Source organism: Pseudomonas reidholzensis, assembly GCF_900536025.1.
Lineage (GTDB): Bacteria > Pseudomonadota > Gammaproteobacteria > Pseudomonadales > Pseudomonadaceae > Aquipseudomonas > Aquipseudomonas reidholzensis.
Genome location: NZ_UNOZ01000019.1, coordinates 128301 through 141993, shown reverse-complemented (window position 1 = coordinate 141993; position 13693 = coordinate 128301). Strand labels below are relative to the sequence as shown.

Sequence of the window (13693 nt, the reverse complement as noted above, 5' to 3'; positions counted from 1 at the left end):
TCATGAGGATCCTGCCATCGGGCTGATGACGGGGATCCTCTGCACTGAGCAACACGGCTGCAGAAATGCTAGGACGTAAGCACCGACGAGCGCTTCAGCGATGGCAGCTGATGTTTCTGCGGCTGCTGCCACGCCAGCTGTACCTGGACATCCATTGCGGCATCCAGGACCTTCTTAGCCCAACCCTCGTCTTGCGGATCGACCACCACCACTCGAAAACCGTGCTGGCGACCTTCAAGCCGCACGCCGTCGGAGTCATCGACGTGCAGATCGATATCGAATGCCGGCGGGTATTTCGAAGGGGGTTTGACGACCCCGTGCAGGTTCAGCACATGCTGGTGCCGGTCACTGTTGACCACCCCGTCGACGCGGATGCCGTACAGCATGAGCCAGCGCCGGATATAGGACGGTGTGCGCCCGGAGGAGGTATAGATCCAGACGCTGTAGCCCTGGCGGCGCAAGTCACGGATCAGCGAACGCGTGCCGATGCGCAGGGGCTCGCCCAGCCAGCGATGGATAAACATCGGCAGCCGGCTGTGCTCGGCGGCGCTATGGTGAGGCAGGCAGGCCAGCGTGTCATCGACATCGAATGAAATGCGAACCTGTGGCCGCCTGCACATGCGTTCGATGGCGTGCCACGCCCGGAGAACGTGCGTTCGGGTGGTTTCGAGCACTGTAGACCGGCCCATCAGCGACCCTCCTGACAGACACGCGTGTAGCTGCCACTCAGGAAAAACGCGCTGGGATCAGGGGCCTTCGCTTCGAGGAAGGCCGCGTATTTCTTCTTGATCTTGGGCAGTTCGTACAATGCCTTGACACCATGTTTAGCGGAGTTGCGGATGACCGAGGACGGGTTGAAGTAACCTTCGGCGTTATCCAGTGTGAGCACGAACGGGGGCAGCCCCGCGCGCATCAGCAGGTAACTGACGATCAGCGACCCGGTGCGGTTATTGCCTTCGATGAACAGTTGCGGCTTGCTGAGGATTCGCACGTAAACGCCGGCCGCGCGTTTCCAGACCGAGTCACTGCGGTACGCCCAATACCAGTTGTACAGATCCTTGATGCCACCTTCGACATTGTTGAAGAAGTGCTCCTCGGTCGCGGCCAGGTGCTGGGCAAACTCGCGGCGGCGCGCCGGGTCAGTGCCACACAGCACGGTGGCATTAATTTCCAGCATCAGGTTCAGTTGCTGAAGATCGAGCAGGTCGACACCCTGTGCGACATAGTCGTCAATCAGCGCATAGCCTTCAACGACATTGAGCAGCACCTCGTCGGTGAACGGGTCGCGCGGCTCGGTGAAGTGCTGGCTGAGTTCGCAAAAACGGGCCTGCACCTCGCGCAGTGCACGTTCTACCGCTGGCAGGTCAAGACGACGCGTCGAACGCATTGGAATCCTGATAAGCATTGAAAATAAGGTAAAGCAGCCGGACGCTTGTGCCTCTGGGGGCAAGCGTCCGGCTGCTCTGGGCAGGCACGGCAATCAGCTGAACTTGCCGCTGATGTAGTCGTTCGTCAGCTGTTCGCGCGGGTTCTGGAAGATCTGCGCGGTCGGGCCCATTTCGACCAGGTAGCCGGTACGGCTGCCCTGAGAGATGTCGACCGAGAAGAACGCGGTGGTGTCTGCCACACGAATCGCCTGCTGCATGTTGTGGGTGACCAGCGCGATGGTGTAATCCTTCTTCAGCTCGACCATCAGCTCTTCTACCCGCCGCGTGGCGATCGGGTCGAGTGCCGAGCACGGCTCATCCAGCAGCAGCACTTCTGGCTCGGTGGCGATAGCGCGGGCGATGCACAGCCGCTGCTGCTGACCGCCGGAGAGGGACAGGCCGCTGACCTTGAGCTTGTCTTTGACCTCATCCCACAGTGCGGCGCCCTGCAGTGCGTGCTTGACGCGATCGCCCAGGTCGCCCTTGTAGCGATTGAGGCGCAGGCCGAACGCGACGTTGTCGAAAATGCTCATCGAGAACGGGTTCGGCTGCTGGAATACCATACCGATGTAACGACGCACGACCACCGGGTCTACGCCTTTGCCGTAGACATCCTGCCCCAGGAAGTGCACATGCCCTTCGAAGCGGAACCCTTTCACCAGGTCGTTCATGCGGTTGAGGCTGCGCAGCACGGTACTCTTGCCGCAGCCGGAAGGCCCGATGAAACCGGTGATCTTGTTCTTCTCGATCGGGACATGGCTGTCGCGTACCGCCATGAAGTTACCGTAGAAGATCTTGTCCAGCTTGCAGTCCATGACCACTGGTGACGGGCTCACCAAGGGAGCGGTTCTTTGCGCTGTTGAGGTGTTCACGTTCAGGTGCTCCCGCTCTCAATACTTGGGCTTGCCGAAGATCCGGCTCAAAATGTTGACTACCAGCACGATCATGACCAGTACCAGCGAGGCCGCCCAGGCGAGCTCGAGCTGGTTGTCGAACGGCATGCCGGAGAAGTTGTAAATCAGTACGGCCAGCGATGCCGTGGGGTTCATTACCGCCAGGTCGCCGTCGTGGTAGATCCAGTAGTTGCTGAACAGCGCGGTGAACAGCAGCGGCGCTGTTTCGCCTGCGGCGCGCGCCACGGCCAGCATGACGCCGGTGAGGATGGCCGGCATGCCGGTAGGCAAGACGATTTTCCAGATCACCTGGGCACGGGTGCAGCCCATGCCATAAGCGGCATCTTTCATGATCTTGGGCACCATCTTCATCGCCTCTTCGGCGGTCAGCACGACGATCGGCAGCATCAGTACCGCCAATGCGACACCCCCTGCCGGCGCCGAGTAGGTGCCCGTGGTCATCACCACCAATGCGTAGGCGAACACGCCGGCCAGAATCGACGGCAAGCCGGTGAGCATCTTGGCGGCGAAGCGCGAAGCGTTCGCCAGCTTGCTGTCCGGGCCCAGTTCGGCGAGGAAGACCGCCGCCAGGATACCGACCGGCACGGCGATGGCTGCAGCAATGCCGACCATGACGAAGGTACCCGCCATCGCGTTACCAAAACCGCCGCCCATCTCGAAGCCGGTCGGCGGCAGCTCGGTGAACACTTCCAGGCTCAGGCGTGCACCACCGCGGGTGATCAACATCCACAACACGGAAATCAGCGGCACGCTGGCCACCAGGGCCGCGAGCCACACCAGCGTGGTCAGCACCAGGCTGCGCAAGGCACGCCCTTCGAACCTGCGTTGCAGGCTGGGCAATGCCGAAACAGGCGTTGTCAGGTCGGTCATTATCGGTTCCCCCGCTGGGCGTAGAGCATGATCATCGAGCCGAGGACGTTGACCAGCAACGTGATGAACATCAGGACCAGTGCGGCGTACATCAGGACCTCGATCTCGTTCGGCCCGGCTTCAGGGAAGTTCAGGGCCAGCAGCGCCGCCAGGGTGTTGGCCGGAGCAAACACGGAAAGGGAAATGGTGTTGGCGTTGCCGACCAACATGGCCAGGGCCATGGTTTCACCCAGTGCGCGGCCCAGGCCGAGTACCAGCGAGCCGAAGATACCGGTGGCCGCAGAGGGCACCATGACCTTGAGGATCGCTTCCCAATGCGTGGTGCCCATGCCGTAGGCCGCCTGCTTGGTCTTCATCGGCACACTGGTCAACGCATCCTGCGAGACGGCGGCGATGGTCGGCAGGATCATGATGGCGAGCACCAAAGCTGCCGGGAGCAAGCCAGGGCCGCTCAAGGAGGTGCTGAAAAAGGGAATCCAGCCCAGTTCGCTGTTCAACCAGGTGGTCAACGGCCGAATCGCCGGGATCACCACATAGATGCCCCACAGGCCATAAACGACGCTGGGGATGGCCGCGAGCAGTTCGACGATGGTGCGAAACACCGCTGCGAGCTTGGCCGGCAAGAAATCCTGGGTAAGAAAGATGGCCATGCTGACGCCGAAAACCCCGGCAATCAGCAGTGCGATAAAGGCGCTGTACAGCGTGCCCCAAATCGCTGGGAGAATCCCGTATTTGCCTTGGTTGACGTCCCAGACGCTGCCGAACACCACGTCAAAGCCATGCTTTTCCATGCCTGGAAGGGCCTTGCGGCCTACTTCGTAGATCAGCGCGAAGACCAGCGCCAACACCAGCACCACACCGATGCGCGCGAGCGCACGGAAGGTACGGTCGACCAGGAAGTCTTTGGTGGAAGGTGGCCGGCAAGCAGAGTCGGGGTTGTCCGGTATGGCAAAAGGTGTGTTCATGGGTGAGTCCCGGGACAGAGGCAAACGCTCTCGGCGTCACGCCGAGAGCGTCCTGGCAAGTCTTACTGGATGTTGGCGGAGGCTTTGCGTACCTGATCGACAACCGACTGTGGCAGGGGGATGTAGCCCATCGAATCAGCGATCTTCTGGCCTTCGGTCAAGCTGTACTCGACCATTTCACGCATGGCCTTGGCCTTGGCCGGGTTACCGTTGTCCTTACGGAAGATCATCCAGGTGTAGGAGGTGATCGGGTAGGACTTGGCACCGTCCGGATCAGGCAGCCAGGCCACCAGGTTCTCCGGCATGCTCACCGCAGCCAGCGCTTCGGCACCGCTTTCGGCATTTGGCACGACGTACTGGCCAGCCTTGTTTTCCAACTGGGCGAAGTCGACCTTGGCCAGCTTGGCGAAGCCGTACTCGATGTAGCCAATGGAACCTGGGGTCTGGCGCACGGTGGCGGTTACGCCATCGTTCTTCGGCGACTTGATGAACTTGTCGGTGGCCGGCCAGTTGACCGTGTTGCCTTCACCCAGCGCTGCCTTGAACTCAGGGTTGATGGCCGACAGGTGCTTGGTGTAAACGGCGGTGGTACCGCTCGAGTCGGCACGCACGACCACGGTGATCGGGGTTGCCGGCAGTTTCAGATCAGGGTTGGCGGCGACGATCTTGGGATCGTTCCACTGGGTGATCTTGCCCAGGAAGATGTTGGAATACACTTCGCGGGACAGCTTCAGACCCTTGGGGTTGCCCGGCAGGTTGTACGCCAGGACGATTTCACCGGCGGTCATCGGCAGCAACTGCACGCCCTCGCCGACCTTGGCGATTTCTTCGGCTTTCATCGCCGAGTCACTGGCGGCGAAGTCGACGGTCTTGTTCAGGAAGTCCTGAACACCCGCCCCGCTCCCCTTGGACTGGTAGTCAACCGTGACGCCAGCGGTATTCTTGCTGAAGTCCTTGAACCAGGTGAGGTAGATCGGTGCAGGGAAGCTCGCGCCAGAACCGGTCAGGCGGACGTTTTCTGCAGCGAAGGTGGCCGAAGTGGCACAAAGCGAAACCGCAACGGCGAGTGCAGCAGACTTCATCAGGCGTATCATCGAACAGCGCTCCTTGTGATGGCGTCCACACTTTGCAGCAGCTGTGTTACAGCTTTATGACCATTGAGTGGCAACACGGGCGGCGTGCCGATTGTGAACGGGTTGTTTGTCACTCGTTGGTAACCAAATGCGACTAACACTTTGGCATCCTCTGCGACCCGAGTGCTCCCCGATGTCCTTGACCGAACACAGTTTGATAACGCGCATCCACCGCGAGTTGCGCGATCACAGTGATGAAGAGCTGGAACTGGAGCTGTGTGAAGACGGCCATGACCTAAACGCTTTGTTTGATGAGCACGTCGAGGACGGTAGCGAAAAGGCGGCGCGAAGGCTGTATTTCAGCGAATTGTTCCGACTTCAGGGCGAATTGGTGAAGCTGCAAAGCTGGGTAGTCAAGACGGGGCACAAAGTCGTGATCCTCTTCGAGGGGCGTGATGCCGCCGGCAAAGGGGGTGTGATCAAGCGCATTACCCAACGCCTCAATCCCAGGGTCTGCCGAGTGGCGGCCCTGCCCGCCCCGAATGACCGCGAACGCACCCAATGGTATTTCCAGCGTTACGTCTCCCATTTGCCGGCAGCGGGCGAGATCGTGCTGTTCGACCGCAGTTGGTACAACCGCGCGGGCGTCGAAAAAGTCATGGGGTTCTGCAACGACGACCAGTACGAGGAGTTTTTCCGTACCGTGCCAGAGTTCGAACGCATGCTGGCGCGCTCGGGTATCCAGCTGATCAAGTACTGGTTCTCCATTTCCGACCAGGAACAGCACCTGCGCTTTCTCAGCCGCCTGCATGATCCTCTCAAGCAGTGGAAGCTCAGCCCGATGGACCTGGAATCCCGTCGGCGCTGGGAGGCCTATACCAAGGCCAAGGAAATCATGATCGAACGCACGCACATCGCCGAGGCCCCTTGGTGGGTGGTGCAAGCCGACGACAAGAAGAAGGCACGGCTCAACTGCATTCATCACCTGCTCGGGCAAATGCCTTACGAAGAGGTCGAGGTGCCGAGAATTGAACTGCCGCAGCGGGTCAGAAAGGAGGATTACACCCGCAGCCCGACGCCAGTGGAACTCATGGTGCCGCCGGTGTACTGAGGCAGAGGGATAACGGGCGCAGGGGGGGACAAGGGCTGTTTATCACGCTTACTCTGATCAGGCGCAGCATTTCAGCAGGGTCCTGATGGGCCGCCTCACCCGGCGCTTGGCAACGTCCCTCGGCTTTATCCAGCGGCACGCATCGATCTCGTTGCGAGGCCGAGGTTTGTCATCCGAGTTTCTGGCTTCGAAGAGGTAGTGTATGACCTTCTCCTCCCGATACTCCGTGAGATAACGAAGCTCATCGAAGGCCAGCCCCGTTTCTTCCGCCATCTCTCGCATCGCCGCCTGCAGAGGAGTCTCGTCTCGCTCGACTCTTCCGCCGGGCAGGTTCCACTTCGAATTGCGCTTGCGCACGAACAGGACCTCCCCGTCCTTGCGGTAGATCACCGTGGCACGAAGCTTGATGCCCTTGCGCTTGGCGGTAGCAGGGTCCATTGCCTTCATAGGTGATCCCGAGTAATTGGCTGGACTGGAGCCTGTACATCGCTCCTGTCTCGACTCTAGCCGTCACGTGTGTCGGTTAGATGACCACTTAGGGGGAAGGCGGTAGTTTTCGTTGAGCGGGCCCCGTCAGCGGGGGTCATCGCGCCTGAGATACTCCGTTTGTGCCAGCAACCAATCACGCATGCACAGCATCCGCGGCTCCATCGCCGGGTCGCGGTTGTACACGAAGTAGTGCTTTCTATCATGCGCGAGCAACCGTTCGGGAAGCGGCCGCACCAGCACCCCGGTGTCGAGCTGGTGCTGCACCAGGTGCCGCCAGGCCAGGCCAACCCCTTGCCCTTGCAGTACGGCGTCGAGCAGCACCGAAAAATGGCTGAAACTCATCGACTGTGTATTGCCGGTAGGTGCTACGCCGAACTGCTTGAACCAATAGGCCCAGTCCATAGGCTCCCACAGCCTGGCGCCCCAGTGCTGTGCATCCAGGTCAAGCAGGGGCACCTGGCTCAACGCTGCAAGCCCGCTGATGCCCGGGTGCCGAGCGAGGAAGTCGGGGCTGCACACCGGAAAGATCTCCTCCGAGAACAGGTACGTCGCCACGTAGTGGGCGTGATCCTCCAGCCCGAGGGTGATGGCCGCCTGAAAACGCTCGCGGTAATCGGGGTTGCTCTCACTGCTGACCAGTTGCAGCTTGAGCTCTGGGCAGGCCTGGCGCAGGGCGCCCAAGCGCGGCATCAACCATAACTGGGCAAACCCACCCGTGGTCGACAACGACAGGTAATCCGTGGCGGTGCTGTTCAACAACGTGTGCGAGGCCGTGCTCAGGCTCAAGAAAGCCGACGATGCCGCGTCGTACAACGCCCGCCCCTCAGGGGTCAACACCACCTGGCGGTTGCGACGCTCGAACAGCTTCAGCCCGTAGAACTCTTCAAGCACCTGGATTTGCCGACTCACCGCTGCCTGGGTGACGAACAGCTCCTCGGCCGCGCGCTTGAAACTGAGGTGGCGAGCAGCGGCTTCGAACGTTTTCAAGGCGTTCAACGGAGGAAGGTGCTTGACGAAACTCATGGTGACTCACTGCGGTGATGATTCGCTAGCTTACGCGCCGGCCTCAGCCTGTCCTAGCCCCGCCCGGGTGAAAAATGACCCTTAACTAAAAGTTAAGTGAGCACCGCGCAAATCTCGTTTGTCAGCCCCGCCAGACGAGCCCGAAAATCACAGTCACTGATCGAGGGAGCCTAATAATGAATAGCAAAGATTCCGTCATTAGCCTGATTCAACAAAGGAAGGCCAAGCATGCGCTTCCACGAGAACTGTATATAGAACCTGAGGTATACCGCCACGACCTCGATCAGATCTGGCACAAGGACTGGGTGTTTGCCGGGCACACCTTTGAGATTGAAAAGCCTGGGCAATACTTCACCCTGCAGATTGGCGACTACCCGGTGGCCGTGGTCATGGGCAAGGACGGTCAAGTCCGTGCGTTCCATAACGCCTGCCGACACCGGGGCGCCAAGGTGTGCGAACACGGCAAAGGCAAGGTCGCAAAAATGGTCTGCCCCTACCACAAGTGGACCTATGAGCTGGATGGCAACCTGCTGTTCGCCGGCAACATGGGGGCCGACTTCGACAAGTCGCAGTACGGCCTGAAGACCGTGCACTGTGAAATCGTCCATACTTACATCTACGTGTGCGTCGCGCAAAAGGCACCCGATTTCGAGGGCTTCCGTCAATCGGTAAGCCCGTTCATTGCGCCGCACTTCCTGGAAAACTGCAAAGTTGCCTTCGAGTCCAACCTTGTCGAAAAAGGCAATTGGAAACTGGTCTTCGAAAACAACCGCGAATGCTACCACTGCGATGGTACGCACCCGGAACTGATGAATTCGTTCGTTGAAAACCTGTCGGTTGCCGGGGTGGGAGGCGACGATGATCCGGAACTCGTGGCTCACTGGCACCGCTGTGAAGCGGCAGGTATGCCAAGTCGGCTGCTGATGGACCCTGATGGCCGCTTCCGCATGACGCGTATTCCCCTGTCGGCGGGTGCCGTCAGCTACACCATGGACGGTCAGCCAGCCGTGGCTGGGCGACTGGACCAAAGCGGTGAGGACGACATCGGCGCCTTGCTGTACTTCAATTACCCCTCGACGTGGAACCACTTCCTCGGCGACCACGCCTTGAGTTTCCGTGTACTGCCCATGGGGCCTGGAGAAACCTTGGTCACCACCAAGTGGCTGGTACCGAAGGCGGCGGTAGAAGGGGTCGACTACGACCTCGACCGGCTCACCAAGGTATGGCTGGCCACCAATGACCAGGACCGCCAATTGGTCGAGGGCACCCACGCCGGCGTCAGCTCACCGTCTTATGAGCCAGGCCCGTTCTCCGAAAATGCTGAAAACGGAGTGTGCCAGTTCGACGACTGGTACTGCGAGACGCTGCTCAAGCGTTTGCAAGGTCCGATCCCGCTCCGCTCGGTAGGCTGAGGCCGATCGCGCAATCGGCGCGGACGCTAAATCAGAACAACAACCAGATCACCGGAGCCGCTGATGACCTCACCTTTTTCCATTACCCCGGATAACCGCCGTATCGATCCGGCCAGGCGCCGGGCCGGAGCGCTGAAAGCCGATGGCTCGCCTGATGACAACGACCGCACGGAGATCGGCCCGACCCCGCTGGCGTTCGCGGAATGGTCAGCGCTGGGGTTGCCGCCGCCGCACTTGCCGACCCTGCGCGAGTACCGGCTGAAGCGCATCCAAGAGCAACTGGTGGCGCGCGACCTGGCCGGCATCCTGCTGTTCGACCCGTTGAACATTCGCTATGCCACCGACACCACCAACATGCAACTGTGGACCACCCACAACCCTGCGCGCGCCTGTTTCGTCGCCGCCAGCGGGCACGTCGTGCTGTGGGATTTTCACGGGTGCGAGCACCTCAGCGCCCACCTTCCGCTGGTGAGTGAATTGCGCAGCGGCGCGTCGTTCTTCTATTTCGAGACGGGTGACCGCACCGATGAACACGCCCGCCGCTTTGCCCAGCAGGTGGATGACCTGCTGCGCCAGCATGGCGGGGCCAATCGTCGACTGGCCGTGGACCGTATCGAGCTGTCAGGCGTGCGTGCGCTCGATGCACTCGGCGTGCAACTGCACAGTGGCCAGGAGGTCACGGAGTTCGCCCGGGTGATCAAAGGCCCTGACGAAATCAAGGCCATGCGCTGCGCCGTCGCGTCCTGTGAAGCTTCGATCCACGAAATGCGCCAGGCCATGCGCGCAGGCGCCACCGAAAACGATGTCTGGTCAGCGCTGCACGCGGGCAATATCCGCCGCGGCGGTGAGTGGATCGAGACACGTATTCTGAGTTCCGGGCCACGGACCAATCCGTGGTTCCAGGAGTCAGGGCCGCGGATGCTCAGCGACGGTGACCTGCTGTCCTTCGACACTGACCTGGTTGGCGTCTACGGCATGTGTGTCGACATGTCGCGCAGCTGGATCTGTGGCGGGCTGGAGCCAACCGCCGAACAGAAACGGCTCTACCAGATTGCCCATGCGCACATCAGCCATAACACCGAGCTGGTCAAACCCGGCGTGAGCTTCACCGAATTGACCGCCCTCGCCCATCGCCTTCCCGAGTCGTGCCGCGCTCAGCGTTACGGGGTGCTGTTCCATGGGGTCGGGCTGTGCGACGAATACCCCTGCATCCGCTACCCCGAAGATCTCGAGGCCTATGGCTATGAAGGCGTGCTGCAGCCCGGCATGGCCCTGTGTGTCGAAGCCTATATCGGTGAGGTCGGCGGCCGCGATGGCATCAAACTGGAGAACCAGCTGCTGGTGACCGAAACGGGTTACGAGTTGCTGACCCATTATCCGTTTGACGAGAGCTTCTTTTGATCCCACGCCTAGCGTTAGCCCGGGCGGTAAGACAATAACGAGTAGCGTGGACCCGTCAGGTGGCCGATGTCCGCGCCGGCAGAACATCAAGGTATTATTCCCGGACCTGGCGCATTCTGACTTCGCACTGCGCCCAGGTTTCAGTCCTGACCCAATACCTGTGCCGACATGGCATCACGCTGTTACAGCCCCAAGGATCACCCATGCTCTACGTTGTCATGCTCGGAGGCCGCCACCCTCGCGCCAGCATCGAGGTCCACGATGTGGTCTTCGCCCAGGCCGACGCGCTTGAACACACCTACCCGCAACTGCGCAACGCCTGGTTCGGTAGCCCGAAGGGATTGCACATCGACTCCTGGCTCGAGGTTCACGGGGTGGAGGGCTATCGCGTCGAGTTCAGCCAGGCCGCGCCGCAGCCGGGGGCCATGCGCCTGTTCTTCTTGAACCTCGGGGGCTACGAGCGAAACGTGTTCGGCGAGGCGCACCGCTACCTGCTGGTGGCGGCCGCCGACAAGGCCGCAGCCAAGCAACTGGGCAAGAAGCGCATGGCGGCGAATTGGTTGAAGCCACATACCGACGCGGTACTGGATATCGACGATTGCCTGCCGATCGACCTGGTCGCTGGGCGCTATGTTCACCTGGTCGAGGGTGAGCATCAGGGTATTTTTCAGCACAGCGATTACATCGTGATTGGCTGAACAATCAGATTTAACCGCTACCGTGTAGTCCATTTCCCAAACATACTGCTGCCGCCTTTTTTCCGTTGCGGTCGCTCTGGCTGGGTTCTAGTCTCGGCGGGTCGTTGCTCATCAACGATACGGCTTTGACAGGCTGTTGCGGTATTAGGCATACGGTTCGTCTTCAATGGCGGCTGTACGTGCGGGCACGCTTGCGTGCGCCGGAACTTGCCTATTCCGCCGGTCTGTCAACCCACGTACAGCTGCCACCCTTCTGTTTGACAGCAGACATGCGGCCGCCCCTACTGGAAGGAATACCGGCAATGCTGAAGATCGTTCCCGATCCACCCAGAACCACCAATCCCTCGAAGACACCATCATCCAAGCCACCGAGTACGCCCTCTGGTTGATCCAGGTGCAGACGCCGGCTGAGCCGCGGCCGGTGCACTGAGGCGCACGTTATGTGTTGTCTGTTCGGGCCCTATCGCGGGCAAGCCCGCTCCTACAGGGTTAGGCGCAACGAGGGCATCGCGCGCCCGCGCCTACAGGGATAGGCGCAAGCATGGGCATCGCGCGCCCTTGTAGGAGCGGGCTTGCCCGCGATGGGGCCCGGCCAGACACTGATGATTTCAGGGAGAACGACCCATGAGCACAGACAAGACTCCACCCAACACCACCGTCGGCAAGACCCGCTTCTACCAGGGCGAAGGCATGACCCAGGCGTTGTTCTGCATCGAGCCCGGCATCCCTTGCCAGCACGCCCGCGAGCAGGCCTCGGAACTGATCGGCGTTGTCCGCGAGTTGACCATCACCGGCGTGATGGAAGACAACCCACAGCTGATCTGGGCCTCGCACTACCTAAGCGCGCTGGCCAAGGCCTTGATGGACGATGCCGAGCTGGGCATGGCGCATTGATGTAAGCTCGACCGCCCGCTGTCGGCCAGCAGCGGGCGCTCTCCCCGGCGGGTCTTATCGATTGCGCTGATGATTACTATCGAACGGGCTGCCTATAGGGTTGCCAAGACCCACTTCTATAATGGCCTCCAGTTTCTCCCCTCTCCGCGCCTGCTGCAGGCGACATCTTTACCTCGGAACCCCGCACCCATGCCAAGCACCCCTCAGGCCTCTCAAGGCATCCCCGAACATAATCAACAGAGCGTCAAGCAGCAGTGGCTGGCGATTCTCTCGGTCGCCGTCGGTGCCTTCGCCTTGGTCACCAGTGAGTTTCTGCCAGTGGGCGTGCTCAACGATGTCGCCAGCGACCTCGGCATCAGCGCGGGCCACGCCGGCCTGATGGTCACCCTGCCCGGCATCATGGCCGCCCTCGCCGCGCCGTTGCTGTCGGTGTTCATCGGCGCCATGGACCGTCGCTACCTGCTGATCAGCCTGACGCTGATCATGATCATCGCCAACGCGGTGGTGGCCTACGCCAGCGACTTCAACCTGCTGCTGTTCGGCCGCGTGCTGCTGGGCATCAGTATCGGCGGCTTCTGGGCGACCGCCATTGCCCTCAGCGGCCGCCTGGCGCCCAAGGGCGTCGGCGTGGCGCAGGCCACCTCGATCATCATGGTCGGGGTGACCCTGGCCACCGTGCTGGGCGTGCCGGTGGGCACCTGGCTGAGTGGCCTGATGGGCTGGCGCATGACCTTCCTGGTCACCGCGCTGGTGGGCGTACCGGTGTTGTTGGCGCAGATCTTCCTGCTGCCGCGGCTGACCCCGGACAAGGCGATTCGCATCAGTGACCTGCCGGCGTTGTTCATCAATCCGCAAGCGCGGGTTGGCTTGATCGCGGTACTGCTGATTGGCCTGGCGCACTTTGCCGCGTACACCTATGTCGCGCCCTTCTTCAAGCAGAGTGCCGGCTTCGACGGGCCGACCATTGGCTCGCTGCTGCTTCTGTACGGCGTGGCCGGTGTGATGGGCAATATCTTCGCGGGCTTCGCCGCCAACCGAAGCGTGCGTAACACCTTGTTGCTGGTCGCCGTGATGATCGGCACCAGCACTGCCCTGTTCCCCTACTTCGCCACCGGCATGACCGGCGCGGCGATGCTGGTCGCACTCTGGGGCTTCGCCTTCGGCGCCTTCCCGGCCTGCGCCAGCATCTGGATGTTCGTCGTGGCGCCCAAGGATGTCGAACGCGGCATGCCGCTGTTCGTCGCGATGTTCCAGGTGATCATTGCCTTGGGCTCGTTCTTTGGCGGGCAGATCGTCGACCAGCTCGGCACCTCGGTGCTGCTGAGCCTGGCCACGGCGCTGGTGGGCTGCGGGTTTGCCACGGTGCTGGTGCTGGGGCGTAATGTCAGCAATCGCCTGGCGCCGCAGCCGGGCTAA

General features: G+C 61.2%; 14 protein-coding genes. 6 read left to right on the top strand and 8 right to left on the bottom strand.

Annotated features, from left to right (window positions below; translation table 11 throughout):
* Window positions 1-68: 68 nt before the first annotated feature.
* The 6 genes from CCOS865_RS14430 to pstS all read right to left on the bottom strand — a co-directional run bounded on the left by CCOS865_RS14430 (window position 69) and on the right by pstS (window position 5270).
* A complete protein-coding gene (locus CCOS865_RS14430) occupies window positions 69-689 on the bottom strand; it encodes a hypothetical protein (protein WP_119141926.1) in 621 nt (206 codons plus the stop codon).
* Window positions 689-1387, bottom strand: a complete 699-nt coding sequence (locus tag CCOS865_RS14425; protein WP_119141924.1) for a hypothetical protein — start codon at window positions 1385-1387, stop codon at window positions 689-691. The genes CCOS865_RS14430 and CCOS865_RS14425 overlap by 1 nt, the downstream gene beginning before the upstream one ends.
* A gap of 93 nt (window positions 1388-1480) precedes the next feature.
* On the bottom strand, window positions 1481-2242 hold the full coding sequence (gene pstB, locus CCOS865_RS14420) for a phosphate ABC transporter ATP-binding protein PstB (RefSeq protein WP_244216116.1): 762 nt from the start codon (window positions 2240-2242) through the stop codon (window positions 1481-1483).
* A gap of 75 nt (window positions 2243-2317) precedes the next feature.
* Complete coding sequence (gene pstA / locus CCOS865_RS14415; RefSeq protein WP_119141920.1) at window positions 2318-3211, bottom strand: phosphate ABC transporter permease PstA; 894 nt, start codon at window positions 3209-3211, stop codon at window positions 2318-2320.
* Entirely contained in the window at window positions 3211-4176 is a 966-nt protein-coding gene (gene pstC, locus CCOS865_RS14410; protein ID WP_119141918.1) for a phosphate ABC transporter permease subunit PstC, read from the bottom strand. Before pstC ends, pstA begins: the two co-directional genes overlap by 1 nt.
* 62 nt (window positions 4177-4238) lie before the next feature.
* Window positions 4239-5270, bottom strand: a complete 1032-nt coding sequence (gene pstS / locus CCOS865_RS14405; RefSeq protein ID WP_119141916.1) for a phosphate ABC transporter substrate-binding protein PstS — start codon at window positions 5268-5270, stop codon at window positions 4239-4241.
* A 172-nt stretch (window positions 5271-5442) separates the two neighbouring features.
* On the opposite strand from pstS, the gene ppk2 reads away from it, so the two are divergent.
* A complete protein-coding gene (gene ppk2, locus CCOS865_RS14400; RefSeq protein WP_119141914.1) occupies window positions 5443-6360 on the top strand; it encodes a polyphosphate kinase 2 in 918 nt (305 codons plus the stop codon).
* Window positions 6361-6417: 57 nt separating this feature from the next.
* Here the strand turns inward: ppk2 and CCOS865_RS14395 are convergent, their stop codons facing one another.
* Together CCOS865_RS14395 and CCOS865_RS14390 are read right to left on the bottom strand one after the other, a co-directional pair.
* Window positions 6418-6807, bottom strand: coding sequence for an NUDIX hydrolase (locus CCOS865_RS14395; RefSeq protein WP_208644536.1), 390 nt, complete (start codon window positions 6805-6807; stop codon window positions 6418-6420).
* A gap of 126 nt (window positions 6808-6933) precedes the next feature.
* Window positions 6934-7872, bottom strand: coding sequence for a LysR substrate-binding domain-containing protein (locus CCOS865_RS14390; protein WP_119141912.1), 939 nt, complete (start codon window positions 7870-7872; stop codon window positions 6934-6936).
* A gap of 176 nt (window positions 7873-8048) precedes the next feature.
* Between CCOS865_RS14390 and CCOS865_RS14385 the strand changes: the two genes are divergently transcribed.
* The 5 genes from CCOS865_RS14385 (at window position 8049) to CCOS865_RS14365 (ending at window position 13693) form a co-directional block, all read left to right on the top strand.
* Window positions 8049-9284, top strand: coding sequence for an aromatic ring-hydroxylating oxygenase subunit alpha (locus CCOS865_RS14385; protein WP_119141910.1), 1236 nt, complete (start codon window positions 8049-8051; stop codon window positions 9282-9284).
* Between the two features lie 63 nt (window positions 9285-9347).
* Window positions 9348-10685 carry a dimethylsulfonioproprionate lyase DddP gene (dddP, locus tag CCOS865_RS14380; RefSeq protein WP_167469061.1) on the top strand — a complete coding sequence of 446 codons (1338 nt, stop codon included), beginning with the start codon at window positions 9348-9350 and terminating at the stop codon, window positions 10683-10685.
* A 203-nt stretch (window positions 10686-10888) separates the two neighbouring features.
* Window positions 10889-11383, top strand: coding sequence for a DUF1543 domain-containing protein (locus CCOS865_RS14375; RefSeq protein ID WP_119141906.1), 495 nt, complete (start codon window positions 10889-10891; stop codon window positions 11381-11383).
* Window positions 11384-12007: 624 nt separating this feature from the next.
* On the top strand, window positions 12008-12277 hold the full coding sequence (locus CCOS865_RS14370) for a DUF3077 domain-containing protein (RefSeq protein WP_119141904.1): 270 nt from the start codon (window positions 12008-12010) through the stop codon (window positions 12275-12277).
* A 189-nt stretch (window positions 12278-12466) separates the two neighbouring features.
* On the top strand, window positions 12467-13693 hold the full coding sequence (locus CCOS865_RS14365) for an MFS transporter (protein ID WP_119141902.1): 1227 nt from the start codon (window positions 12467-12469) through the stop codon (window positions 13691-13693).